The sequence below is a fragment of the Syntrophomonas wolfei subsp. wolfei str. Goettingen G311 genome, from assembly GCF_000014725.1.
GTDB classification, from domain to species: Bacteria; Bacillota; Syntrophomonadia; order Syntrophomonadales; family Syntrophomonadaceae; genus Syntrophomonas; species Syntrophomonas wolfei.
Map to the genome: position 1 here is coordinate 2,733,508 of NC_008346.1, position 24,870 is coordinate 2,758,377.

Genomic DNA, 24,870 nt, shown 5'->3' on the forward strand with positions numbered 1-24,870 from the left:
GGTATATCCCCTTATCCTAATAACGGTAGGTAAAGAAATGCTGCCCATAGAAGCTGTCATATTTACTAAAATACTTATCATCACCGTCATCTTCTTCAATTTTATTCTGGAATACATAGATTCTGGCATCCAGGTTATCCATGGCATAGAGAATATAAGCTTCCGTAAATAAGGGAAGCACCGGGGAACCAAATTCCAGGCTGCCATGATGACTGACCAGCAAGTGCTTGAGCATCCATTCCAATTCCTGCGGGAATTCTATGCCTTCTTTTTTCATGTCTTTGATTTTATCGGCCACCAGTTCACTACCCAGGACTATATGTCCCAGTAACCTGCCCTCCGGGGTATAGTTAGGGGCAACGTCCATCTCATATTCCGCTAGCTTCCCAATATCGTGCATCAATGCTCCGCTGAGTAAGAGATCTCTATTAATATCCGGGTAAGTATCGGCCACTTTGTTACATAAGCCTGCCACTGACAAAGAATGCTCCAGCAGACCGCCATAATAATTGTGATGAATCTTTTTGGCTGCCGGGGCCTGGAAAAATCTCGTGCGAGTCTCCGGATTAAATACCCGCTGTAATAATTCCTTTAAGTAGGGATCAGCGATGGATTGCAACATTTGTTCAAACATACCTATCAACTCTTCCAGGCTAGCTTGCGGCTTTTTTAAATATGGCCCTGCTTCCTCCTCCAGTATCTTTATTCTCTTTGCGGTTACCTGTAGTCGCTGGTTGTATGTTCCTATATCTCCTAATAAGCCAATTACCACCCCGGCTTCTAACTGGCCATTAACTGTGCAACTTTCCCATACGATAGAATATATTTCACCAGTAGAATCGCCTATTCTCAGGTCTATTATCTCTCGTCCGTCTCTGGTTTTTCTAAGGTTTTTGCCTAGTATTAGATATTTCCCCCAGAACTGGGTACCTGGGGATAAATTTTTCAATTCCCTAACCGTATATGGTCCTTTCTTTTCCAATCCCTTTTTCCTCCCTCTTGCCCCCTGATTCTTACTCCTAATCCCCTATAACTAACGATGGACCGGATGAGTATATGATCCTATTCTTACTCCGGGAAGTTCACTTTCTAGTAGTTTAACAAAATTGCTTATACCTAAAACCGGACTCTTTCCTGGAAAGATCCGCATTAGAAATTCGGGATCTATATTTAAGTTACGGAATTGAATCATATCCACCTGGTTTTTACGGACAAATTCCAGTAAGGCTTCGACTTCTTCCATACGATCAGTAAATCCAGGAAAGGTTAAAAGGTTTAAAGATATTTTCACCCCATGTTCCCGAGCATAGGTTATAGAGTATTCTACATCAGCCAAGCTGTAGTCCTGCGGGCAATGATAAGTCATGTAGTTTTCTTCTATAGCTGAAAAAATAGTAACCCGCATAGAATCCATTCCGGCATCAGTCATCAACTTAACCCCTTCACAATAGCCGGCATTGGTATTCATGTTGATAGTTCCCTGTGCACAAAGATCCCGTATCCGGCGGATGGCCTGGGATAACCTTTTCCCATTTAAGGCCGGCTCACCTTCACATCCCTGTCCAAAACTAATGATAGCATCCCGCGCCCTCAAAAGATGCTCACTGGCTACTTCAACAATCTCTTGCACCGTAGGGGCAAAGTCCAGACGGTTTTGCGGCGATGCGGTGCCACAATGGTCTTCGGATATACAAGCGATGCAGGCGGCATTACAGGCTTTCATGCTTGGAATACCACCCTCCCAGCGTTGGTAGAAAATATTCTGGGCGGTAAAACAGCCATATTCCAGGGAACAGCGAGCTAATTGGTGTAATATCATGTTACCGGGATATTTTTTCAGCATTCGGTTTATCTTTGCCGGTAGTCTTTCCGTATTATAATAATGGGGATGCCATTTGCGGTGTTCATCACTTTGCACAGCCGCGACATAGATTTTTCCTTCTTTCAGCCCTACTGCAGCATAACCCAGAAGGGGTAGAAGGGCTTCCCCGGAACTACCCACACAAGCTGGCAGGAGGGTACGGGTGAAACCCTGGGGAAGAAGGGCTGCCACGGCATAAGCCCGCTGTCCGGATACCAGCGGGTCATATTCAAAATACGCTAACCGCTCTTTCATGTCCAAACCTACCGGGATGTTTCCCGGTATTCTTACCAATGACGACCCCCGGGGTAAAGGCATCATTTCACCAGCCTCTGGTAGCAACCATTCATTACCACTGCGCCCCAGCATGAGTATGTTGGGATGATCCAAAACCTCTCCCTTTTCATTGGCATATAGACTAAGATACATATTAACCCCCATATATTACTTTGGCAGGGACAACACTTTTTGATATTACCAGCGTACCTCAAATCAAGGAATAAAAAAAGCCCCCTCTAAGGGAGCTTTAAGTATACTTATCTAAGTAATTGCAGGGGATTGATGGTTTCATCGCCTACCCTGATTTCAAAATGCAGATGCGGCCCGGTTGTCCTACCGCTGGTGCCAACAGTACCTATTATCTTACCCTGCTTTACTTCTTGCCCCTTTTTTACATAAATCTTTTCCAGGTGAGCATAAACCGTCTTTTTGCCGTTTTCATGCTTCAGGATAATTGTTTGTCCATATATGGGTTGGTAACCCGCATGCTCAACACTAGCATCGGAGGCCGCCCGGATAGGATCACCCACCTTTCCAGCTATGTCCAGGCCATGATGAAACCCGGATTTACGCCATCCATAAGCTGAGGTAATGGTACCCATAATAGGCCAGCCAAATAAGCCGCTTCCCCGGGTAAGCCCCCGCGAAGAAGTGTTGGTCAAAGCAATTGGTCGTGCTCTTGCCGGGAGACTCAGCCGATCACCGACCTGTAGTTTATTAGCTGGTTTGTCGCTATTGAGCCGCTGCAATTCGTCCAGCCCAATCCCGTAGCTGCTGGCAATCTGCCAAAAGGTTTCACCACTCTTAACAATATGCACGCGGGCATTAGTCCCAGGTATTTGCAAGTTCTTTCCCACCGTTAAAATACTATTCTCATCCAGACGGTTAATCATCATGAGGGTTTCCATCTTCACCCCATAATGGCGGGCAATAGACCATAGAGTATCGCCTTTCTGAATACGATAGGTAATTTCCTGGCTGACCCCGTTGGGAGTCTGGTTTTTTAAACAGGGAGTATATCTCCCCTCGCTAATGCTGGCCCCAGACATATTTACCGTGGACATGAGCATACAGGTACTCAAGAGCAGTGAAACCCAAATCCTTTTCACTGGAATTTTCACCTCATTTCCAAAAAGAAAAAATAAGGGCCTGTTGACCCTTATTCTTAACCTTATTAAAGAGGATTATTCATTTTTTAGATTAATAGGCGCTTACTGCATGTTTACCCTATTTTGAAAGTTGGGATTGGCTGCTGATAAGCAGTCCACAGAGGTGATACGACAGGACTTATTGAACCCCCAAAAGACTTAGATTAGACCAAATTTCATCCAGTTCTTGTTGGCAATCGTAAAGCATTGCCACCACTTCCTTATCCAAGACTCCAGAAACTATTTCCTGGTCCATTGCAGCTTTAATTTCTGTATAACTGAGACCTGGGCGATAAGGGCGATCCTCTCGCAATGCCGTAAAAACATCAGCCACAGCCACTATGCGGGTCGGCAAATCAAGCTCATTGGCGGTTTTTTTGAAAGGATAACCCTTAGCGTCCAATCGCTCATGGTGATAAGCCGCCCAAGCAGCTACCTCTTGACCGGGTAAAACCGGATTGAGCAACCAGTAGGTATAATAACTATGTTGTTTGATAATATCGTATTCGTGGGCCGTAAGCTTACCTGGTTTTTCAATAATATCCTCGGGTACTGCCATTTTGCCAAGATCATGCAATAATCCGGCAATCTCCAATAAATAACACTCGTCTTTGGATAACCCCGCCTTATTGGCCAGAACCCGGCAAACCTGGCTAACATAGAGTGAATGGCGATAAGTGAAACTGCTTCTATCATCAACTACCCTGGCAAAAAGGCGAGCAACCGTCATAAGATTATCTCGCTCGACACTTACCAGGTTTTCCGGAATGATTTCCAACATACATTCCTCTATCCAGGGTGAAACCAGATCCAACCAGAAGCTTTCCTGTTTCCCCAGTTCCATCAGGATATCAAATAACTCCGGGTCAAAAACCTTCCCGGAAAGTCGACCTATTCTTTGCAGGATTTCACTGTTTTGTTCCAGTATGTAGCGTTCGTGATTAATTAATACATCCACCCGATCCGCTAGATGTATAATACGGCTGTTAAGGGGAATATTGGTTCCGTTCAGACCAGATTGATTTTTTCCCACCCAACTATCATGATGACAGTAAATGCTTAGTTGAGTAGAATCCAGGTCCGGTATCCCAGCGACAAAATTACGGCCTTTTACGCAGTGACACCAAGGACTTTCTACATCAAATTTCTGAAGTACAACTTTATCCCGGTGATTTACAGCACCAATATCATGTATAATAGCAGCCTTGAACAGTTCCATGAGCTGCTGGTCGGATATACCTGCTTTTCTTCCCAGGTTAAGGGCTATAAATGCCACTTTTTTATGATGGTCCATTATGCCAACATTTGAAAAATCCAGACTGCGAGACAAACTCAGTAACAAACTGACAAGATTATACTCTACTGGAGTTGATAGTTTTATACCCATAATTTAACACCTGTAAGGAATTCTTGTGATTAGTATAACATTTGCCACTCTTTACTGCTCACTTTTTTGTTCCCCCCATGGCCGCAAGCTGATTAGTCGTCAGAAGGGGATAGATCCGTCCCTATGATATATTTTAATAGGCGCTTCTGGCATGTTCTTTGCGGCCAAATACCAGCGGGGCGGCGCGTAAGAGATCCTTGTTGGATCTGGTTTTTTTCATAGTATCAATCATTAGCTGCATACTCTCTATCTGATTATAATCACTAAAGGCGTTGCGGAGATTCCAGGTTAGTTCCATTTCCTCATTATTCAACAGCAATTCTTCTTTCCTGGTTCCAGAACGTTTAAGATCAATGGCGGGGAATATTCTGCGCTCGGATAATTTACGATCCAATACCAGTTCCATATTACCCCTACCCTTAAATTCTTCAAAAATGACTTCATCCATACGAGACCCGGTTTCAATCAAAGCGGTAGCGATAATTGTAAGGCTTCCACCTTCCTCAATATTGCGAGCCGCACCGAAGAAGCGCTTAGGTTTGTCCAAGGATGCTGGATCTATCCCTCCGGATAGAGTCCTGCCGCTCGGTGGCACCACCAGGTTATGAGCCCGGGCCATACGCGTAACACTATCCATCAGAATAACCACATCTTTTTTATGTTCTACCAATCTTTTGGCCCTCTCTAAAACCATGTCGGTGACTTTAACATGGTTTTCCGGAGGTTCGTCAAAGGTTGAGGCTACCACTTCAGCCTTAGTGGAACGCTGCATGTCGGTAACTTCTTCCGGTCTTTCATCCACCAGCAGGATTATAAGCTCAATATCCGGATAATTCGCACTTATCCCCTGAGCAATTTTTTGTAAAAGAATGGTCTTTCCTGCCTTGGGTGGTGCTACTATCAGGCCTCTTTGGCCTTTGCCGATGGGGGCCACCAGGTCAATTATACGGGTGGGTAGCTCGTGAGGCACGGTCTCCAGGGTTAGTTTCTCCGTAGGATAGAGAGGGGTTAGGGCATCAAAATGTATCCTCTTTACTGACTCTTCCGGAGAAAATCCATTAACATCTTCCACTTTTAAAAGAGCAAAGAATCTTTCATTATCCTTGGGCGATCTTACCTGTCCCCCGACCCGATCCCCCGTTTTTAATTCAAACTTTCTGATTTGAGACGGAGATACATAGATGTCCTCCTGGCTGGGCAGATAAGCGAATGGCCTTAAAAATCCATATCCATCTGGCATGATTTCCAGTACTCCCTGGGCCTGAAGCAATTGGTCAGCATGGGTTAGGGCTTTGGTTATTTCGAAAACCAGTTCCTTTTTGCGGAGCTTGGAATAACCTGCCAGGTTTAAATCTCTGGCAACCTGGTATAGCTCCAGCATGGTTTTGTTCTCTAGCTCTGAGATATTCAATTTTTACCTCCTTATCTAATAATCCTTTTCATAATGATAAATTTCTAAGTAAGCCGACAACCGAAGTAAAGATACTTCTGTATACTGCGATGTAATTGGAGATTGTTAAATTTTAACAGGCACTAAACTATACTTCCTTGAATGCTCTTTTTTTGAAGGCTAGCATGTGGGAATAGAACTGCCAGTGAACTTCCTAAAGTGAAATCCTATATTTATTATACCAGTATTAATGCTGTTTAATCATTATTATCCTGAAAAAACTAGTAATTTTGCTACTGGAATTTTATTTGACCGGAAAGACCTTAAGAATTGCTAATGTGCCCACCGGGCATCACTTAGATTACAAAGCAATATCTTAGATTCAGTCCTAGTCCATCTTTAACTGTATACGCTGATCTTTAAATAAAGGTTTCTTATCCAGGTGATGATTAGCTTCTATATGCCTTATTGTTCCGGATTGACTTCTCATTACTAGCGTCTGGGTAACCGCCCGCCGTTTAAAATAACGTACCCCTTTTAATAGAAATGAATCAGTAATACCCGTGGCAGCAAATATTACGTCCTCTGACTGAACCATTTCATCTATGGTAAAAATCTTATTAATGTCGTTTATACCCATCTTATGACAGCGGGCAATTTCATTCTCATCCTCCGGATAGAGGCGGGCTTGAAAATCGCCTCCCAAACACTTCAAGGCTGCGGCGGTAATGACCCCTTCGGGAGCACCACCGATACCCAATACTATATCTACCCCGGATTCGGGATACGCCGCCGCCACCGCTGGAGATACATCCCCGTCAGTAATCAACTTGATACGCGCCCCTACCCGCCTTACTTCTTCAATTATATGCTGGTGCCGCTCACGCTCTAAAACCACTACAGTAACTTCACTTATCAGTTTATCCAAACCCCGGGCTACTTCCCAGAGGTTTTCTTTTATGGATGCATCCAAATGTACCCGGCCTTTACATTCCGGACCCACAGCAATTTTATCCATATACATGTCCGGTGCATGAAGAAGGGTTCCCCGAGGTCCAATAGCCAGTACGGCAATGGCACCAGTAAGACCCTTGGCCACAATGTTAGTACCTTCAAGGGGGTCTACCGCAATATCTACCAGGGGAGGAACACCAATACCTACTTTTTCCCCGATATAGAGCATGGGGGCTTCATCCATTTCTCCTTCCCCGATAACCACTACGCCATCAACCGATACCGTATCGAACATGACTCTCATAGCAGTTACGGCTGCGTCATCTGCTGCCTCTTTATCTCCTTTACCGACCCATCGTGCAGCGGCCAGAGCTGCAGCCTCTGTAACCCGGGCAAACTCCAGAGCCAATTCCCTCTCCAAGAAAAACCCTCCTCGTTTTATTTCCCCTTTGGCAATGCACCCCAAAAATTTTAATAATAGTCCTGAGCAACTGAACCATATTCACAAAACCCCAGAAAAATCCTCTTTAGAAAGCCTTTTTCCAATCGCTCATAAATTTCTCTATACCTGCATCAGAAAGTGGATGCTTTACCATCTGTTTGATTACCTGGTAGGGTATGGTGGCTATATTGGAACCAATTTTGGCGGATGCCACAACATGCATAGGATGCCGGATGCTGGCCGCAATCACCTCGGTTTCCACCATATACTGGTCAAAAATCTGGACAATATCATCCAATAATGTAAGCCCATCGTTTCCGGTATCATCGACCCGGCCAATAAAAGGACTGACATAGCTAGCTCCGGCTCTGGCTGCCAATAGAGCCTGGTTAGCGGAAAATACCAAGGTGGCATTGGTAGCAATACCTTTTTGCTTGAGGGCATGGATTGCTTTCAGTCCCTCTTCGCAAAGGGGTATTTTAATCACCACATTGGGATGAATAGATGCTAATTCTTCTCCCTCTTGTACCATAGCCTGATAATCAAGCGCTATTACTTCCGCACTTATCGGTCCATCCACCAGCATGGATATCTCCCGGATCAACCCTTTGTAGTCTTTTTTTTCTTTAGCTACCAGACTGGGATTGGTGGTTACTCCCGCCAGAAAACCCATGCCGTTTATCTCTTTTATCTCTTCAATGTTAGCAGAATCAATAAAAATCCGCAAAAACATCCTCCTTTCTGATTTAGATTGGGCCAATATGTCAGCGCATTGCTTGTATATTTATGCAACCAGAACCGCCTATGCCTGGCCTGAGCTACCGAATACCCTGATCTTTTCCCTGATTATCTCCACTGCGGCATCGCGGGCCGGCCCCAGAATTTTCCGGGGATCAATTTCTGCCGGGTTCTCCGCCATAACTTTTCGCATGGTCCAGACCAAAGCTTCTCTGATATTGGTATCAATATTCACCTTGCATACTCCAAGTTTTATAGCCTTTCTAAGTGATTCGTCCGGCACCCCGGAAGAGCCGTGGAGGACTATGGGTATTTTTACCAGGGACTTGATTTGGGCCAAGCGCTCAAAATCGAGCCGGGGCTCTCCTTTATACTGCCCATGAGCTGTACCTATAGCGATAGCCAGGCTTTCCACCCCGGTCTGTTCCACAAAATATCTGGCTTCTTCGGGATCGGTATACAGGGCTTCCTTCTCACTCACATGAATGTCGTCCTCAGTTCCCCCTATCTTTCCCAGCTCCGCCTCCACTGATACTTCTATAGGTCTAGCTATATCCAAAACTTTTTTAGTCATAGCTATATTTTCTTCCAGGGGAAGTTTGGAACCATCATACATCACCGAGGAAAAACCGCTGCGAATACACTTTACCACCTGCTCAAAATCAGTACCGTGGTCTAGATGTAAGGCCACCGGTACCGAACTGGATTCTGCAGCAATCTTTACCATCCCGCTTATGAACTCCAGCCCGGCATAGTTTATAGCCCCCTGGCTGGCCTGCATAATAACCGGAGATCTCTCCAGTTCTGCCGCTCTAATTATGGCCTGTACGATTTCCATGTTATTGGCATTAAAAGCCCCAACCGCATAGCCTCCTCTGTCTGCTTGGAATAATAATTTGCTTACTGACACTAATGCCACCGATATCACCTCTTTCAAATCTTCCTGTTTATGATACCTCTTCCGCAACTATTCGGTTAACTTCATCTCTCAAATAAAGAATATCAAAAGGCTTGGTTATACACTTTCTGACCCCTGACTCCAGAGCCCTTTTTACTACTTCCATCTCCCCATAGGCCGTCATCATTATTATAGCCAGTTCCTGGTGCTTCTCCAGTATTTTTTGGGAAGCTTCCAGTCCATTCATATTGGGCATTTTCATGTCTATCAGGAGGATAGATGGTTGAAATTGACCCACTTTTTCAATAGCTTCCTTTCCGTCCGCAGCAGCATAAACCTCCCAGCCCTCTCTTTTAAAGAGCTCTTCCAACAGGCGCCTTACTCCTTTTTGATCGTCCACTATCATTATTCTTCGCTTCATCATCTCACCCCACATATACCATCTATTTCTTCACTTGTATAAAATATCCTCCCTGTTTGGGGTAATTTTTTGAGCATCAAAAGAAACTGCGGAGCAGTTCAACACAGCGCTGCAACGAGGTGGGGGATTAGAACCTGCCGCCGCCTGTGTTTTGTTAATAGGAACCCGTCCACATAAAAAAGCGAGTAAATATTTCACCTCGTTATAACTCCGCAAAGGGGAAGCCGGAGATAAAGGATGCCGCTATTATCGCCAATAAGAAGAAAACTAATAGCAATGGAAATATATACAAAAGGATTGCTTTACCCGTATCCAGTTTCAATGATTCCCGCAGAGCCATTACCTGTAATATCATTACCCACACTATGCTGATCAAAGGAAAAAGCACTACACCGGCTGGCAGCTTTATTAGGATAGCAGCATACTGCAAAGGCGGTCCCAGTATGCCGGGAACTGAAGCAAACCCCAAACAAACCAGCAATCCACTGGCATTTGCGCGCCCGAAAAAAACTTCGCTCAAAAGAGAAAAGAAACCCGCCATCAGGAAAAGAAGCAGAACGGAAAAAATTACCCCCATAAGGCCAAATATCCAGAGCAGATTGATCGGCAATGAAAAGGGGAGTTCTTCAATATTGGCCAGGGATATGGCCTGGTTTACCAACGCATTAAAAAGCAGCACCGATACAAATACCAGCATAGCCCGGGATAATGGTTTTTCCCGGCTTAGGTATTGCAGGGTCGAAACTGGTTGAAATAGGATACCGTAAAGCATTTCCGTTAAAGTCAAAAGCGCTCCCCCCTCAATATTGACTCCACTGCATAAACTCTTTTTGTTGCATAAGGATTGTATAAATATACAAGCGAGCGTTGGCTAAGCATGGATGCAGAGCCTGCGGGTACTCCTGATGTTCCATCCTTCGGATGTCACTATTAAGGTTGCCTCCCATGGACGGGAGATTAGCGCGGTACCCCTTGAGCCGTGAGACAAGCCGCAGGTATTGCCCATGCGAAGCTCCCTGTCGGGCACAACTGATGCTCCCTACGGTCGCTTTTAAGGTTGCTGAACGGCTATATTTATACAAGCAAAATAATTATGACTTTTTGTAACCACATCAGTATTTTAATTCCGCAAATCCTCCCTGCTGGAAGAGGTTGGGGTTAAACATGTCTAGTTTAAGGCGCTCCCACCAGCTAAAGGCATTAATCACTTCCAACTTGCTTTCGCCCTTGATTCCTGCCATTTTCTCCGCTTGTCGCACCGCGTCATAATAATTGCCCAAGCTGTCTACCAGCCCTAGTTCCAAAGCTTGCTTGCCGGTGAATATCCTCCCATCAGCAATCTCCAACAGTTTATCCGCGGCAATCTTTTCCTGGCGGCCTTTTTGCACCTGTTCCAAAAATTGCTGGTAAGAATCATCCACCAAGTCCTGAAGAATTTTTTCCTCTTCCGCACTCAGTTCTCGCGAGGTAGAGCCCATGTCTTTATGCTCACCACTCTTGATAGTCTGGTTTCTGATACCCAGTTTTCCATATAGTCCTTCCAGGTTACTGAGCTGCATAATAACGCCAATACTGCCGGTCAAGCTGGCACCGTTGGCTACTATATGATCAGTGCTGCAGGCTATCCAGTAGCCCCCGGAAGCACAAACATCTCCCATGGAAGTAACTACCGGTTTGCCCTTCTCCCGCAAGCGTTCCAGTTCCATGGCTATTTCCTGTGAAGCCCCGGCACTACCGCCGGGACTATCAATCCTCACAACTACTGCTTTAATATCCTCGCGCTTGCCCGCCTTTCTAATGGCCTCCATAATATCGCCGGCGGTAGAACTACTGTTTTCCAGCCAGCTGGAAACCCCGCTGATGGGACCGTTAATCTGGACAACAGCAATGGTAGCTGTCCCCTCGCGCGTTGAACCATGGTCCAATCGGTTTACAGCCCTAATGGACAGGCCGGCCATAAGCAAAAGAAATATTAGCAGAAGAAAAACCACCAGTTTTTTATGCATTTTAGTCCCCCTCAACTATATAGGAAGTACCGTCTTGATTCCCTATTTTTACTGCTTCTCCGGCTTTAGTATAAATTCTCACCAAATCTCGGGCTGCCAGGGTTTTTCTTACCGGGATTTCAACCTCATCCCCGATGCTCAGATCCAAGCCAGCCGGGATTTCAATCATAGCCATCTGCATAAAAACCTTTCCTCTTACGGGATATAAACTATCCCGGATTTTCACCTGCAACTTAAAACGACCTAAATCATAATAAAAGAAAATGTTTTTAAGCAAAATTTTCAATAAATCAATGAAGCCCTCGGCTTTATTGCCGACATTTAGCCCCAGTCCATCCATATAACCCACAGGAATCACCGCTATCTGCGCATCCTCTTTCAAGCAATAGCTGCGGGAATAACCCAGATAATCTCCGGCTTTCAGGCTTTTTAAGGAAATAATCTTGCATTTAAAGCGAAAAGGGTCGATTAATTCCACTGGGCGGGGCAAATCTCCAACCGGGTACTGCCCCGAAATAAGGGTGCCGATACGCACGGCATCCAGATGCATATGGGGATATTTTAGAAAAACGGCGCTATTGGCACAGTGCCGCAGCGGAATCTTATAACCAGCCTTAACCAGTTTATTTACTATTTCCATAAAACGGCGGAACTGCTCTTCCGTATAAGCGGGGTTCCCTGATGCCGCATCGGCCATATGGGTGTATATTCCTTCAATATATATGCAGCTATTCTCCTTTAATGACTGGCATGCTGTGCTAATTTCTTCAATATTAGTGAAACCAAATCGTCCCAACCCGCTATCCACCTTCAGGTGCACTCTCAAGGGCTGGTTTAGGCGCTCGCTGACCTGATTCAGCAACTGGCTGTCAAATAAAGAACTTATGGAGAGGGTAATATGGTTTTTAATCGCTTCCTTAACCTGTTCTTCATCCACCACCGGGCTAAAAACCAGGATACTGGAGCGTATTCCTGCCTTTCTCAATTCCAAGGCTTCCGATAAAAAGCTTACCGCAAAGAAGTCCACCCCATTCTGATACAGGAAACGGGCCATATTAACTGCCCCATGACCATAAGCATTGGCCTTTAGCACCACCAGCAGGTGCACACTGCTATCCAGAAGAGATTTAACCCCCTCCAGGTTTTGCTTGACTGCATCAATATCAATCTCCAACCACTTATCATGCTTAAGTTGCTTCACCAGATATCTCCTGTCCTTTCCTGCTCCGCAACAGCGCGCGATTCAGCTTGAGGTAAACAGGCAAGACCTTGGTCCAGAGCCAGTAGAAAAGCGGAGAATACACTTTATCCCATTCTCCAACAAATTCAACTAAATCACCATTGAAACCTTTTTTAAAGCGATATAAACCATAAAGAGGGTTATCTTCATCCAGGTCTCCCGAAACCCCCCGGAAATCATAGATGGAACAACCTTGCTGGCGCGCCCACTGTATCATCTCCCATTGGATCAGATAGTTGGGCATAATATTGCGATGCAGGTTGCTGGAAGCCCCATAAAGATACCATACTTTACCGGCGCTAATCAAAGCCAGGGTAGCAGCTACCAACCTTCCCTGGTATTCTGCCAAAAATACGCAGGCCAGCTTTTTTTCCACCATGTATTCCCATATCCACTCGAAATATTCATAACCCCGAATCAAGAACTTATCCCTTTGAGCCGTTTCCTGAAGCAGTTCATAAAATAGCCGCATGTCTTCTTTGCTCTCGGCTTTTCTTACCTTGACCCCTTTTCTTCCCGCCAGTCTGATATTATATCTCCACTTGCTATGCATGTTTTCCAATAGTTTTATTTCGGACGGGGTGATATCCAGGCGAAAAACAAAATTAGGTTGAACCCCTTCAAAATTCAAACCGGTTTCGTTCTTTTTAAACCCGGCTCTTTGCAATATTTCCTGGAAATGCTGGTTGTGGCAGGAAACATCGGGATCGATTTTTAGAAAAATAGCTCCTTCATCTCTGGCCACCCGGGCGGCTCCGTTAAAAAGGGCCGTTATTTGCTCTTCATTCTCCAGATCGGCTACCGGACCCCGAGGTGAATAAAAAATGCATTTTTTCAGCCCGGGTAGAGGTAGTTTTCTTTTTAAAATCAACAAAGATGCTCTAATTTCACCATCTTGCTCCAATACCAGGGGCAAGGGCTCCCACCCAGTTCCTTTTTTTACCTGGCCCCATTCCCATAATTGTAGAAAATGCCCCTTGGGGTGGGAATCCACAAATCGCTTATAACGGTCTTTTTCTTTTATATCGATGATTCTGGTAGTAAACATAATATCTCCCTTAAGAAAAGTCATCGGTCGTCAGGCGTCAGGAGACGGAACGGCAGTTTAGTGATTGTTTAACCATTGTTTAACTAGTATTATCCTTCCCGGCTAGCGGTATCCGGCTCCTCCTTATAATCCAATGCCCCCTTAATCAGGCCCATAAACAAGGGGTGTGGACGGTTGGGACGGGATTTGAATTCAGGATGAAACTGGCAAGCCACAAACCAGGGGTGCTCTTTTAGCTCGATTATTTCTATCAGCTGTCCATCAGGTGAGATTCCGCTTATCACCAGACCTTTACTTTCCATTTCCTTCCGGTATTCGTTATTTATCTCATAGCGATGCCGGTGACGCTCACTGGTTTCAGAAACCCCGTATACCCCATAAGCAAGGGTTCCTTCCACCAGGCGACAGGGATAACCCCCCAAGCGCATGCTGGCACCTTTATTAGCAACATTCTCCTGACCGGGCATCAAGTGTACTACCGGGTAAGGACTGTCGGGGTCAAATTCAGAGCTATTGGCTCCTTTCATCTGGCATACATTACGAGCAAACTCAATTATCGCACACTGCATACCCAGGCATATGCCTAAAAAAGGCACCCGGTTTTCCCGGGCATATGCAGCAGTAGCTATCTTCCCTTCTATACCTCTTTCACCAAAACCTCCGGGGATCAAAATTCCATCGACATTTTGCAGAAGCTCTTCTGCTCCTTCTTTTTCCACTTTCTCGGCATATATCCATTTAATCTTGATTTCACAGTTATATTGGAATCCCGCATGTTTCAGGGATTCCACAATGCTCAGATAGGCATCGGGGAGTTCAACATATTTGCCTACCAGTCCAATGCATATCTCCTTGTCCAGGCGATGGACCCGACTTGCCAATTCTTTCCATTCTTTAAGATCGGCTTGTTTACATTCCAATCCCAGGCGCCTTATTATCTCCAAATCCAATTTCTCCCGAGCCAACATTAAGGGAACCTCATAAATAGATTCGGCATCCGGCAGCTGAACCACGGCTTCACGATCCACATCACAGAACAAGGCTAGTTTGGCCTTCAAATCCTCAGAAAGTTCCTTTTGCGTTCGGCAAACTAAAATGTCCGGCTGTATGCCTATGCTCCTGAGTTCCTTTACACTGTGCTGGGTGGGTTTGGTCTTCAATTCGCCGGCCGCCTCTATATAGGGGATAAGAGTAACATGTATGTACAGTACTCTATCCTTGCCCAGATCGAACTTCAATTGGCGAATGGCCTCTAGAAACGGGAGGGATTCAATATCTCCCACAGTGCCTCCAATTTCGCTTATTACTATATCCGGGCTGTTTTCTTTCTCAATCATGGTAACCCGGTCTTTTATCTCATTGGTTATATGAGGAATAACCTGTACCGTCTGCCCCAGATAATCTCCTCTTCTTTCTTTGTCCAGAACTGTCTGGTATATTCTGCCGGTAGTGCAGTTGGCATAGTGGCTCAAGTTTTCATCTATAAATCGCTCATAGTGACCTACATCCAGGTCAGTTTCCGCACCATCTTCAGTGACATAAACCTCGCCGTGCTGGTAAGGACTCATGGTACCTGGATCGACATTGATATACGGATCGAATTTCTGTAATGCCACCTTCAGACCCCGGCCTTTTAAGAGCCGGCCCAAAGATGCGGCAGTAATACCCTTCCCCAGAGAAGAAACCACCCCACCGGTAATAAATATATACTTGGTCACTCCAGAGCCCCTCCCTTTTCTGCTTTGCCCATTATCGCGCTCATAGTTAAACTGCTGCTACAAGTAATCCAATACTACCACCAGGGGTTCTTCCGGTAACTCTTCCCGTGTAATCTCCAGGAAGGGCCGTTTTACCACCCGTTCCAAGTGACCGGTAAAGGCCTCCAATGGTGCCAGGCTTATTTTAACATGCGGGGTTTGGTAATGCATCGGTATGGTAATCCTGGGATTCAGTTGCTGCATGGTTTCTAAAGCCTGCCTGGCATCAATGGTATAAGTACCACCCACCGGAAGCAGCAAAATATCCACCTGCCCTATGGCCTCGATTTCCCGGGGAGAAAGAATATGGCCTAAATCCCCCAGGTGAAGCAGTTCCATACCTTCTGCCGATATTTTGTATATGGTGTTTTTACCCCGGTCTCGACCCCGGGTCTGGTCATGGAAGGAGGAAAAACCCGTAATAGTTATTCCTCCCAGGCAGAATTCTCCTTCTCCCCGGATAACTTGAGGCTTTCCGGCGAGAATCCCAACCGCGTTATGATCCCAGTGTTCATGACTTACGGTAGCAATATCCACCGTCTCCGTAAAAACAGCATAGCCGGCCCTTTCATCAAAAGGGTCGGTTATTATCCGTTCTTTCCCGGTTTCAATTAAAAAAGAGGCATGTCCCAACCACCTTATTTTCATAAAGCTATCCCTCCTTTTCCCAAAGCATCTCAAGCGTCCTGCCGTACCCGGTTGGTATCATAATACCAGTAACCCTGTCCCTGGTATACCAGGCGATTGTCCATATTTATCCGGGTATAAATTGAAGTCAAGCTGGCAGGGTCATCTTTTTTCCCCATCATCCTGGCTACTTCTTGGATCAGATCTGCATAAAACATAGCTTCTTGCTTTTTGACCAGTATTTCCACCGCCCAGTCAGCTTCGCTCTTTTTTCTTGGCATCATCTTGGCATACCTCCTACATTTGTTCGGGAGCAGCAACCCCCAGTACATCCAGCGCATTATGTATGGTAATGCGGGTTATCTCCATTAACAAAAGCCGGGCATCCTGCAAAGCCCGGTTATCATTCAAAACCCGGTGGTGATTGTAGAAACTGTGGAATAACGCGGCTAAATCCAATACATAACGGGCTATCCGATGGGGAGCAAGGGTTCTGGCGGCTATAGAGATTTCTTCGGGGAAATCCGCTATTTTCCTTAATATAGCTAGTTCTTCCTCTTCCTTTAAGCAGGAAATATCAATTTCATTTATCTCCGCCATGGTAATACCCTCGGCCCGGGCTTGTCTGAATATACTGCAGATTCGGGCATGAGCATATTGTACATAATATACCGGGTTTTCCTGGCTCTTCTGCCGGGCCAATTCCAGGTCAAAATCCAAATGGCTGTCCGGGCTGCGCATAACAAAAAAGAAGCGGGCGGCATCCTTGCCCACATCCTCAATCAACTCATCCAGGGAAACGGTGGTTCCGGTCCGTTTGGACATCCGTACTATATTACCGCCCCGGTATAATCTGACCAGTTGCATCAAGAGTATGTCCAGCCTGGCCGGGTCGTAGCCCAGAGCTTCTATAGCCCCTTTCATGCGGGCAACATGCCCATGGTGGTCAGCCCCCCAAACATTTATAACCCAGTCAAAACCCCGTTCAAACTTGTTCTGATGATAAGCAATATCGGCCATAAAATAAGTAGGCATTCCATTGGCCCGTAAAACCACTTCATCCTTCTCATCGCCAAAAGCAGTGGATTTAAACCACCAAGCTCCTTCGCTTTCATAAATATAACCCTTATCCCGCAAATCATTAAAAACCGCCATTATCTTACCGTTTTCATGCAGGCTTTTTTCACTGAACCATACATCATAATTGATGCCAAAGCTGGCCAGGGTTTTCTGGATATAATCTATCTTCTCCTCCAGAGCAAAATCAACTATTATCTGCCGCCTTTCCTCCCGGGGTAAATCATATAAGCCCTCGCCGTAACGAGCAATAATATTCCTGACCGTATCGATAAGATCCCGCCCGGCGTAGCCGTTTTCCGGGAACTGCACATCATGTCCCGTTAACTGCAGGTAGCGGGCCTCCATGGAATCAGTGAATATTTCTATCTGATTGCCGGCATCATTAATATAGAATTCCCGCTCCACCTCATAACCGGCCCGTTCCAGGATATTGGCCAGGGTATCTCCGATAGCACCACCCCGTGCATTTCCCATATGTAGATTACCAGTAGGATTAGCGCTGACAAATTCCACTTGCACCTTTTTGGCTTTTTCTCCATTGAATCCATATTTATCCTTGCTCTTATATACCATTAAAGGGATTTCATAAAGCCAGCTCCGATCCAGAAAAAAGTTGATAAAGCCGGCTCCGGCGATTTCAATCTTCTCCACCGGACGCCCGCTCGCTTCCATCAATTCCACCAGCACTTCGGCAATGGCGCGAGGAGCCTGCCTGGCCTGACGCGCCATTAAAAGAGCGACATTACAGGCAAAATCACCATGTTCCTTTTCCCGGGGAACTTCGATAAGAAATTCCGGAATTTGGTCAAATTTTATTAAATCCCTGGATTTAGCCTTTTCCAATGCTTCTATCACCATGCTGTGCAAAGAAGCCAGGACTTTTTGTATGGGATTCATTTATGCCCTCCTCATCTTGATTTTTCCACCTATATTCTCTATCAGGACGCCAAAAATACTAATAGAAATTCTTAAATTAAAATACTCCAGAAAGGAGGTAAGATTATGCAGCTTGAACCAGGCGAAAAGTCTATTCTGGCCTATTTCCCTACTGAAAGCAAGGCCGAAGCAGCCCGGGAGATTCTAATACAAAAGGGTTATAATGAAATCCAGATTGACCGGGTATCCAGTGCCCCCAATTCTAAAGCATATGGTAATAATAATATGACTTCTCTGGCTACTATGATTATGGGTAACGGCGCTTATGATCGTGTTCCTTCGCCACTCATGGCGGCTGACCCTTCAGTAAGCGGCATGGCAGGGAGTCATGACCTTCCTGGCCAAAGCGCTTTTCTCCTTACTATGGTAACCAATGAAGAAGGAGTCCCGGATGCTTTACAAGTACTCAAGCAACATGATGCCCAGGTCTAATAAACAGGCAATTTTATCCAGCTTGCCTGGTGAAAACTCTTAGCTTTTTCTTCTCCTCACTTTGCGGAAGTGGGGAGAAGATGTTTAATCCTGAAACCATTTGTGGAAATAATCGCTCATATCCCGGCGGGCCTCCTTTTTAATAACCAGCAGCAAATCCTCGGTACTGGCCACTTTAAAGCGAAAATCAGCCAGGTATCTGCGTAAAACCTTGTTAACCGTATCTTCTCCCATTTCTTTCTCTAAAGCAAACCAGAAAGCCTCTCCTCCTGAGTAGGCCATCCGGTAGTATTCCTGCCGGGAAACAATATCCCTCATTTCCTGCGCCAGGTTAATCCCGTTCTGGAATTCATTGCCGCAGGGTGGTTCAATCCCCTGATATTCTTTCAGGTACTTATAGGCGCTCCAGTTGGCCAATCCTTCGTCCAACCAGGGCTCCTTTAACTGATCATTGCCTACCATCCCATACCACCATTGGTGAGCTATTTCGTGAGCCAGAATAAACTCACCATGATCTTTATAAGTTCTGGGTTGCAAAAATTCTTCACTCAAAAAGATTAACCCGGAATATTCCATGCCATGAAAACCGCGCATAGGAACGAAAACAATTTTGAAATCCGGATAGGGATAGGATCCCCAGCTACAAGCATAATAGTTCAGAATCTGGGCCGATTGTTTAAGAATCTGCCCGGATAGTTCACTTTGTTTGGCCGGAGAATAACAAATAATTTGGGGTCGATTTTGCCCATAAATTGACTCGTTGTAATCATACAGTACCGCCAAGCAAAAGTCACGGACATTATGGGCTTCAATAAAATGAACTTCTCTGCCATTATCTTCTGCTATTGTTTCCCGCTTAATTCCTGTTGATACCATTAAGAAACCTTCCGGCAGGCTCAAGCTTACCTGGTAATCAGCACAATGGAAGCAAAAGGGATCTCCAAAAGCGGAATTGTAGGAATTATGCCAGCCATCCCTGCCCAGGACATTCAAGGTGGGATAAAAATTACCCAACATATAGATTCCGCCCTTATTACCATAACGATAGGCCAATTTGGGTACCTGGGCCTGCCATTGCATCTCAATCTTTATATCCTCCCCGGGAACAATATCCCGGGGCAGCACCACCTGTAGTGATACCCCGTCCGGAAAGTATTCCACCTTTTGCCCATTAACCTTGAATTCCTGGAAATCAAGGTGGCCTTCATTGAATCCGGCATAATAAGCCTCAGATGGAGCAGGGCTGAACCGGGGCTCCTTAAAGGCATTGGGATAGACGGTAAACCATAGTTCGCTCAGGGCCTGGCCGGAAGTATTCCGGGTTAGTAAAACCGTATTTCCATACATAGTTCGCCTACTGGTATCCAGATAAAGTCCCATTTTATAAAGTGTCTGGCTGGGAGCTGGAAAAACCAGCTCATTCTCATTGTCCTTAGTACCCGTTGCCATCGTCTCAATTAAAGACTGCGATCCCATACGTATATAAATAAGACAGCCCGCTAAAAAAACTGCTATTACGATTATAAAGAATAATTTTCTTTTCCGTAACGGCAAAATGCTCCCACCTAATCCATCATTAATTTTACATTTGGCTTGGGTAAAAGGAAAACCCTTAAGTTATTTCATCGAGTTCCCGCTCCACTTCCTCCAAAACAATTACCACCAGGGGGTCCAAGAGCATACCCATAGTTTTTTTCATTTCTTTTATGGCAAATTCCGGCTCCAGTCTTTCTTCTTCGGGGGCAAGCCGGGTTAAAGCATCATAGAGATCAGCCACGGCAATTATTCGGGCCGCCAGGGGTATATCCGTACGGCTCAAGCCTTCAGGGTAGCCGCTGCCATCATAGCGCTCATGATGATAAAGAATCCCTTGGCATATCCTGGCAAAAACACCTTCATCAGGCAGAATTTGAGCCCCCAGCGGCGGATGTTCTTCCATCGGCAATACAGAAAGCTCCTTATCCATTTCCTCCAATTCCCCCGCTTCTCCAGGAAGCCCTTCCTGCAAGAAAAACACTTTACCAGCATCATGCAAGAGGGCAGCATATTCAAGAATACGCAACTCTTCTTCATCCAAACCTAGTTTGCTACCCAGAAGTACCGCCACTCGGGCCACCCGCTGGGAGTGCCCGGTAAAACCAGGAAAACGCGAATCAAGGGCATTTAGCATAGAAAACAAGATCTCCTTATAAAAATATTCCACCTCTTGATAATCTCTGGCTTTGTTCAGAGCTGCCGCTGCCTGCTGGCAGATTACTTCCAGAGCTTCACTATCCTGGGGGACAAAATACCCACGCTTACTTTCATTAAGCAAGAATAGTATCCCGGCTGCTTCACCGGCGACCATCAAAGGCAAGCCTAATAATGAGTTTATATTGCTGGGCCAGGGATGGGAAAAAATCTCCCCCCCATTTTGATTAAGAACCAAAACTTCATTATTGTTCTTAACCCACTCCCGGGCCGTTTCCAGTCCGGGCCAGGCCGTGAATTCCTCATCACCAAACGCCCATTCCCCCTGCCACCAGACCAGGACCGCTTCAGATTTTACCAATCTTTGGGCCCACAAACCCAACTGCCGGCTGATTTCTGGAGCCTTGCTCTCCTTCCCTATCTCTTTAGCAGCCTTGAGCAAAATGCTGATACCCGCCAAGCTTTCCAATCTCATTCGGCTTAGAGCAAAATAATAGGTGACAGCAATTCCAACAGATAAAAGCAAGAAAGCCATAAGCAAGCCAGGTATTAGCTCAAAAACAGCCAGCGATGAAAAGAAAGCAGTAAGAACTAGCCCAATTAAAACCATTTTTTTGGAGTTCATAGCATACCTCTCTTTCTCGAGCAATCGCTACCTTAGTTTTTCTCTATACACATATCTTTTTCCTACCTTTAAAAAATATTTGTGCTTTAAACACGGAAGAAACTGCTTAAGCAGTTTCAACACACCGCTGCAACAAGGCGGGGGAACCTAAATAATTAATCCCTGATGATAAAGTGAATCCGAATATGCTTGAACGGTGAGATGCACCTGCTATATTAACCTCTCACAGCCCACTTTCCCTCTTGACCGCCCATGCCCGGGGGCCACAACCACTAATGAAAAGTAGTTAGCAGGCTCTTGAACAGTAATGTATAGTAGGAAATAACCTAATTTCCTCACCCCTCACTCCTCACTTTTCCCCGATAAGCAGCATGCGGTTTATGCTAAGCTACTATATCATCCTTCCTTAATAATTCGAAGCGAGTTGGCCAAAATAATGCTAAATAAGCTTGGAGGAATAACGTATGGAAAATAAAAAAATGAACCTGCTTCTATTCAGCGGAGACTATGATAAGGCTCTGGCTTCCTTGATTATTGCCAATGCCGCCCGGGAAATGGAGATAGAGGTAACTATCTTCTGTGCCTTCTGGGGTTTGTTACTCTTACGCGATCCAGAAAAAGCATCCCAGGAAGATAAAAGCCTCTATGAGCAAGCCTTCTCCTCTCTGACTCCCCGGGAAGCAGAAGAACTCCCTCTATCCAAAATGAACCTGGGAGGGATAGGAAAAAAGATGCTGCTGGAAATGATGAAGGAAGAAAAGGCCCCAAAACTAAGCGACCTCCTGTCCGGCGCCCGCAAAAAAGAAGTAAAGTTCTATGCCTGCCAGTTATCAGTAGAAATTATGGGTTTTAAAAAGGAGGAGCTTTTCCCGGAAGTGCAAATAATGGATGTCAAAGAATACTTGAAAAACGCTCTTGAGTCCGACCTGCAGCTATTTATCTGAGGTTAAAAGGCTCTACAGAGGACGCATGACGCGGAGGAAAAGGGGTACCTGCTGTATTACTTAGCAAAAAGTTTCCCATTTCTGCAGCACTTCTTTAACTTAAGGACAAATCTCGGGCATATTCAAATGAAATAAACTGGCCATTAGTCGTTTGCCGATAGGCAGTTTCCTGGTGAGAATACTGCGAAATCTTTTTTGCACTCCAACCCTTAAAATTATTTGCCACTGTCTCCAGTACATCTAATTCATCATCTGAAAAAACATCAGTAGAAAAATCAGCCAGGGCGCCGATTTGGGTTCCGTATTTATCTTCAACCAGGGTAATGTAAACATCATCCAAACTACCATATAAATAACTATACCAGAGGGGAACTGGCCCATAGATATTATGTTTATAACATAAGCCGGTTAGTGCCTGCCGCTGACTTCGCTTATAGCAAAGCATATCAACATACCATAGCAATTTGTTCATCCCGGTTTCGTAAACAGGATCCCCGGATTTTAAGAAAAATAAAATAACCTGTACCATTTTTTCCAGGTTAAAAGGAACAAAACCATTATATATGTCAGGCTGCATATGGTAAGCCTGACTTAACCGCTGTGAGCGTTCATACAACTCATCTTTCCCGCCGATAAGTTTGGTATTTAATCCTTCCATGGCGCGTAACACCTTGGTACGAGCTACCGGGGTCAGCCTTTCCTGCTTTTGTTTAAAATAACGGGAAAAGACATACGGAGCCTTCAGGCTTAACAAAGTATTGCTATGGGCACGATCAGGAATCTGCCCCTTCAAATAACGCAGGATAGTAACTTCACCCCATCCCAGCATAGCCGCCAGAGGTTTGGCGCCAATGTTATACTGCCTTAGAATTTCCTCAATCTCTTGAACTGTGATAATTCCATTCTGCCGGCGGTAAGTATGGTCCATACGGTCCAGGTTGGCATCGTTCAGGGCAGGGATATAAACCTTGGAGCCACATTGCCCACAGTAGGCATTTTCAACTTCACATTTTACCGGTGTCCCCTTAATAGTATGGATTTCCTCTTCTTTTTTAACGGTCACTTCGCTGCTTTGGTCACACAGGTAGCAATAAACCTTATTCATATCCAGGTTACCTCCTTAATGCTTCCTGCCTAATCTTCATACTCATTTCCATGAAATGATACACAAATCACTCTGGCCCGAAGTTTAATCTTGATATACAATACATGCTCATAATACTGATATAGGAAAACCCAAAGCCGTTCTCCAGGGAAATCAAAATCCGGTACAGTTTCATGGTAATGCTTCTCATCCAAGGATTGTAAAATATCAGCGACATCATTATGCCTTAACCCTAACTCTTCCATGCACCGTTCATTCTTGCGGTCTGCTCTGGGCCATATAATAAGGTTGTTTATCTTGTCAAGCATAAGTTTTGCGTGAATATCTTGAAGGTAGGAAATAACTTCTGATCTGGGACGAACCTCCCCATCCGCCATGTTGCCACGTCATGAAAGAATCTCTTTCTGACTTTCAACCTCGAACCTCCCCATCCGCCATGTTGCCACCCCATCTAACCTTATATTAACACGGCAGAAAACCTTCTTCAAGAAAAAAGTATCTTTTGATACTATTATTCCCCGCCGGTTAGTTTTGATACCCTCTATGTTGGCTGTAACACCTAAAATATTCTTCTGGCCGTTCATATTAATACCCAAAACCGAATATACGCACTTGTTCATAATTGGCTGTTTTTACGGGTTTCGAACACAATGCCGTAAAAGAAATTATCCGGTTTGTTTTTCAAGTTACTGATATATCTCATTAATACCATTCCTGAGTATTCATAGGAAACATGGCATCAATAGCATTAGTTAAGTCATTCAATTTAGTCTCCAAACAACCACTTGCAATGTTTTGAAATGTGGTAAGTAAGATAGAGAAAGCAACACCATATAAACTGCTGCGGTCTGATCCCCGTGATATCATATTTACTTTATAAGAGCAAGCTTGGCAGCACGAGTCATCTTTTTAATCTGCCTTTCCCGCTTTAATGCGTCTGATTTGCTGGCTGCAAATTCGGAGTAAACCAGGGTCACCGGTCTGCGCCCGCGCGTATACCTGGCCCCTTCCCCCTGGTTGTGCTTTTCCAGGCGAGCCAACAGGTTATTGGTTGAGCCGGTATATAAAGTACCATCGGAACAACTGAGAATATATATGTAATAACCTTCCTCCCCACTCAAGAAACCTTCCCCCTCTACAATTTGAAAAATCAGACTCCTCTGAAACCTGCACTACTTATCCCTTATCCCCCACTTTTTTTACTAACCCCCCATGGCCAGGGGCCACAACCACCGATGAAAAGAGAGCTAGTAGGCGCTTGAGTAGTAAGATGTAGTAGGAAACAACCCCCTTACTCCTCACTTTTCTTACTAACCACCCATGGCTCGGCGTTCACTGTCAGTTATTTCTATTTAAACTCAA

24 protein-coding genes and 1 pseudogene are annotated in these 24,870 nt (G+C 45.1%); 2 read left to right on the forward strand and 23 right to left on the reverse strand.

The window, feature by feature from the left end; translation table 11 throughout:
- Positions 1-16: 16 nt before the first annotated feature.
- The 17 genes from SWOL_RS12460 to argS all read right to left on the reverse strand — a co-directional run bounded on the left by SWOL_RS12460 (position 17) and on the right by argS (position 18,173).
- The gene (locus SWOL_RS12460; protein ID WP_011641777.1) at positions 17-982 is read right to left on the reverse strand and encodes a 3'-5' exoribonuclease YhaM family protein; all 966 of its coding nucleotides are present in this window, start codon (positions 980-982) and stop codon (positions 17-19) included.
- 51 nt (positions 983-1,033) lie between these two features.
- Positions 1,034-2,290, reverse strand: a complete 1,257-nt coding sequence (locus tag SWOL_RS12465) for a radical SAM family protein (RefSeq protein WP_011641778.1) — start codon at positions 2,288-2,290, stop codon at positions 1,034-1,036.
- Between the two features lie 107 nt (positions 2,291-2,397).
- A complete protein-coding gene (locus tag SWOL_RS13795; RefSeq protein ID WP_011641779.1) occupies positions 2,398-3,249 on the reverse strand; it encodes a M23 family metallopeptidase in 852 nt (283 codons plus the stop codon).
- 178 nt (positions 3,250-3,427) lie between these two features.
- Positions 3,428-4,675 carry an HD-GYP domain-containing protein gene (locus tag SWOL_RS12475; RefSeq protein WP_011641780.1) on the reverse strand — a complete coding sequence of 416 codons (1,248 nt, stop codon included), beginning with the start codon at positions 4,673-4,675 and terminating at the stop codon, positions 3,428-3,430.
- 133 nt (positions 4,676-4,808) lie between these two features.
- Complete coding sequence (rho, locus tag SWOL_RS12480; protein WP_011641781.1) at positions 4,809-6,086, reverse strand: transcription termination factor Rho; 1,278 nt, start codon at positions 6,084-6,086, stop codon at positions 4,809-4,811.
- 367 nt (positions 6,087-6,453) lie between these two features.
- Entirely contained in the window at positions 6,454-7,440 is a 987-nt protein-coding gene (gene glpX / locus SWOL_RS12485; protein ID WP_011641782.1) for a class II fructose-bisphosphatase, read from the reverse strand.
- Positions 7,441-7,546: 106 nt separating this feature from the next.
- Entirely contained in the window at positions 7,547-8,188 is a 642-nt protein-coding gene (gene fsa, locus SWOL_RS12490; protein WP_011641783.1) for a fructose-6-phosphate aldolase, read from the reverse strand.
- Between the two features lie 75 nt (positions 8,189-8,263).
- Positions 8,264-9,118, reverse strand: coding sequence for a class II fructose-1,6-bisphosphate aldolase (locus SWOL_RS12495; protein WP_011641784.1), 855 nt, complete (start codon positions 9,116-9,118; stop codon positions 8,264-8,266).
- A gap of 28 nt (positions 9,119-9,146) precedes the next feature.
- Positions 9,147-9,533: a response regulator gene (locus tag SWOL_RS12500; RefSeq protein WP_242649338.1), complete on the reverse strand. Its 387-nt coding sequence runs from the start codon at positions 9,531-9,533 to the stop codon at positions 9,147-9,149.
- Positions 9,534-9,720: 187 nt separating this feature from the next.
- Positions 9,721-10,305, reverse strand: coding sequence for a Yip1 family protein (locus SWOL_RS12505; protein ID WP_011641786.1), 585 nt, complete (start codon positions 10,303-10,305; stop codon positions 9,721-9,723).
- A 325-nt stretch (positions 10,306-10,630) separates the two neighbouring features.
- Positions 10,631-11,524, reverse strand: coding sequence for a signal peptide peptidase SppA (gene sppA / locus SWOL_RS12510; protein ID WP_011641788.1), 894 nt, complete (start codon positions 11,522-11,524; stop codon positions 10,631-10,633).
- A gap of 1 nt (position 11,525) precedes the next feature.
- Complete coding sequence (gene alr / locus SWOL_RS12515; RefSeq protein ID WP_011641789.1) at positions 11,526-12,725, reverse strand: alanine racemase; 1,200 nt, start codon at positions 12,723-12,725, stop codon at positions 11,526-11,528.
- A complete protein-coding gene (locus tag SWOL_RS12520; protein WP_423218529.1) occupies positions 12,712-13,836 on the reverse strand; it encodes a lipid II:glycine glycyltransferase FemX in 1,125 nt (374 codons plus the stop codon). Before SWOL_RS12520 ends, alr begins: the two co-directional genes overlap by 14 nt.
- Before the next feature lie 65 nt (positions 13,837-13,901).
- On the reverse strand, positions 13,902-15,530 hold the full coding sequence (locus SWOL_RS12525; RefSeq protein ID WP_011641791.1) for a CTP synthase: 1,629 nt from the start codon (positions 15,528-15,530) through the stop codon (positions 13,902-13,904).
- Between the two features lie 57 nt (positions 15,531-15,587).
- A complete protein-coding gene (locus tag SWOL_RS12530; RefSeq protein WP_011641792.1) occupies positions 15,588-16,217 on the reverse strand; it encodes an MBL fold metallo-hydrolase in 630 nt (209 codons plus the stop codon).
- 29 nt (positions 16,218-16,246) lie between these two features.
- Positions 16,247-16,480: a DNA-directed RNA polymerase subunit delta gene (rpoE, locus tag SWOL_RS12535; RefSeq protein WP_011641793.1), complete on the reverse strand. Its 234-nt coding sequence runs from the start codon at positions 16,478-16,480 to the stop codon at positions 16,247-16,249.
- A 13-nt stretch (positions 16,481-16,493) separates the two neighbouring features.
- Positions 16,494-18,173, reverse strand: coding sequence for an arginine--tRNA ligase (argS, locus tag SWOL_RS12540; protein ID WP_011641794.1), 1,680 nt, complete (start codon positions 18,171-18,173; stop codon positions 16,494-16,496).
- Between the two features lie 105 nt (positions 18,174-18,278).
- Here argS and SWOL_RS12545 point away from each other — a divergent pair, with 105 nt between their 5' ends.
- Positions 18,279-18,644, forward strand: coding sequence for a hypothetical protein (locus SWOL_RS12545; protein WP_011641795.1), 366 nt, complete (start codon positions 18,279-18,281; stop codon positions 18,642-18,644).
- Between the two features lie 84 nt (positions 18,645-18,728).
- Here the strand turns inward: SWOL_RS12545 and SWOL_RS12550 are convergent, their stop codons facing one another.
- Together SWOL_RS12550 and SWOL_RS12555 are read right to left on the reverse strand one after the other, a co-directional pair.
- A complete protein-coding gene (locus tag SWOL_RS12550; RefSeq protein WP_011641796.1) occupies positions 18,729-20,198 on the reverse strand; it encodes a M1 family metallopeptidase in 1,470 nt (489 codons plus the stop codon).
- A gap of 58 nt (positions 20,199-20,256) precedes the next feature.
- Positions 20,257-21,459 (reverse strand): HD-GYP domain-containing protein, encoded by a 1,203-nt coding sequence (locus SWOL_RS12555; protein ID WP_011641797.1) that lies wholly within the window; start codon positions 21,457-21,459, stop codon positions 20,257-20,259.
- Between the two features lie 464 nt (positions 21,460-21,923).
- On the opposite strand from SWOL_RS12555, the gene SWOL_RS12560 reads away from it, so the two are divergent.
- Positions 21,924-22,403 carry a DsrE/DsrF/DrsH-like family protein gene (locus tag SWOL_RS12560; protein ID WP_011641798.1) on the forward strand — a complete coding sequence of 160 codons (480 nt, stop codon included), beginning with the start codon at positions 21,924-21,926 and terminating at the stop codon, positions 22,401-22,403.
- Between the two features lie 94 nt (positions 22,404-22,497).
- Here SWOL_RS12560 and SWOL_RS12565 read toward each other — a convergent pair whose 3' ends face one another.
- The 4 genes and pseudogenes from SWOL_RS12565 to SWOL_RS12580 all read right to left on the reverse strand — a co-directional run bounded on the left by SWOL_RS12565 (position 22,498) and on the right by SWOL_RS12580 (position 24,629).
- Complete coding sequence (locus SWOL_RS12565; RefSeq protein WP_011641799.1) at positions 22,498-23,508, reverse strand: type II TA system antitoxin MqsA family protein; 1,011 nt, start codon at positions 23,506-23,508, stop codon at positions 22,498-22,500.
- A 29-nt stretch (positions 23,509-23,537) separates the two neighbouring features.
- Positions 23,538-23,816 (reverse strand): type II toxin-antitoxin system MqsR family toxin, encoded by a 279-nt coding sequence (locus SWOL_RS12570; RefSeq protein ID WP_207635298.1) that lies wholly within the window; start codon positions 23,814-23,816, stop codon positions 23,538-23,540.
- A gap of 246 nt (positions 23,817-24,062) precedes the next feature.
- Positions 24,063-24,181: pseudogene (locus SWOL_RS15335) on the reverse strand (IS256 family transposase); the annotation flags it as partial.
- Positions 24,182-24,377: 196 nt separating this feature from the next.
- Complete coding sequence (locus tag SWOL_RS12580; protein WP_011641801.1) at positions 24,378-24,629, reverse strand: GIY-YIG nuclease family protein; 252 nt, start codon at positions 24,627-24,629, stop codon at positions 24,378-24,380.
- Positions 24,630-24,870: the final 241 nt, after the last annotated feature.

Excerpts from the sequence above, each read along its gene's own strand:
- SWOL_RS12545 (WP_011641795.1), top strand. The coding sequence starts at position 18,279 with ATGCAGCTTGAACCAGGCGAAAAGTCTATTCTGGCCTATTTCCCTACT.
- SWOL_RS12530 (WP_011641792.1), bottom strand. The coding sequence starts at position 16,217 with ATGAAAATAAGGTGGTTGGGACATGCCTCTTTTTTAATTGAAACCGGG.
- SWOL_RS12475 (WP_011641780.1), bottom strand. The coding sequence starts at position 4,675 with ATGGGTATAAAACTATCAACTCCAGTAGAGTATAATCTTGTCAGTTTG.
- SWOL_RS12520 (WP_423218529.1), bottom strand. The coding sequence starts at position 13,836 with ATGACTTTTCTTAAGGGAGATATTATGTTTACTACCAGAATCATCGAT.
- SWOL_RS12500 (WP_242649338.1), bottom strand. The coding sequence starts at position 9,533 with ATGTGGGGTGAGATGATGAAGCGAAGAATAATGATAGTGGACGATCAA.
- rpoE (WP_011641793.1), bottom strand. The coding sequence starts at position 16,480 with ATGATGCCAAGAAAAAAGAGCGAAGCTGACTGGGCGGTGGAAATACTG.
- SWOL_RS12555 (WP_011641797.1), bottom strand. The coding sequence starts at position 21,459 with ATGAACTCCAAAAAAATGGTTTTAATTGGGCTAGTTCTTACTGCTTTC.
- SWOL_RS12565 (WP_011641799.1), bottom strand. The coding sequence starts at position 23,508 with ATGAATAAGGTTTATTGCTACCTGTGTGACCAAAGCAGCGAAGTGACC.
- SWOL_RS12570 (WP_207635298.1), bottom strand. The coding sequence starts at position 23,816 with ATGCTTGACAAGATAAACAACCTTATTATATGGCCCAGAGCAGACCGC.
- argS (WP_011641794.1), bottom strand. The coding sequence starts at position 18,173 with ATGAATCCCATACAAAAAGTCCTGGCTTCTTTGCACAGCATGGTGATA.
- sppA (WP_011641788.1), bottom strand. The coding sequence starts at position 11,524 with ATGCATAAAAAACTGGTGGTTTTTCTTCTGCTAATATTTCTTTTGCTT.
- SWOL_RS12465 (WP_011641778.1), bottom strand. The coding sequence starts at position 2,290 with ATGTATCTTAGTCTATATGCCAATGAAAAGGGAGAGGTTTTGGATCAT.
- SWOL_RS12560 (WP_011641798.1), top strand. The coding sequence starts at position 21,924 with ATGGAAAATAAAAAAATGAACCTGCTTCTATTCAGCGGAGACTATGAT.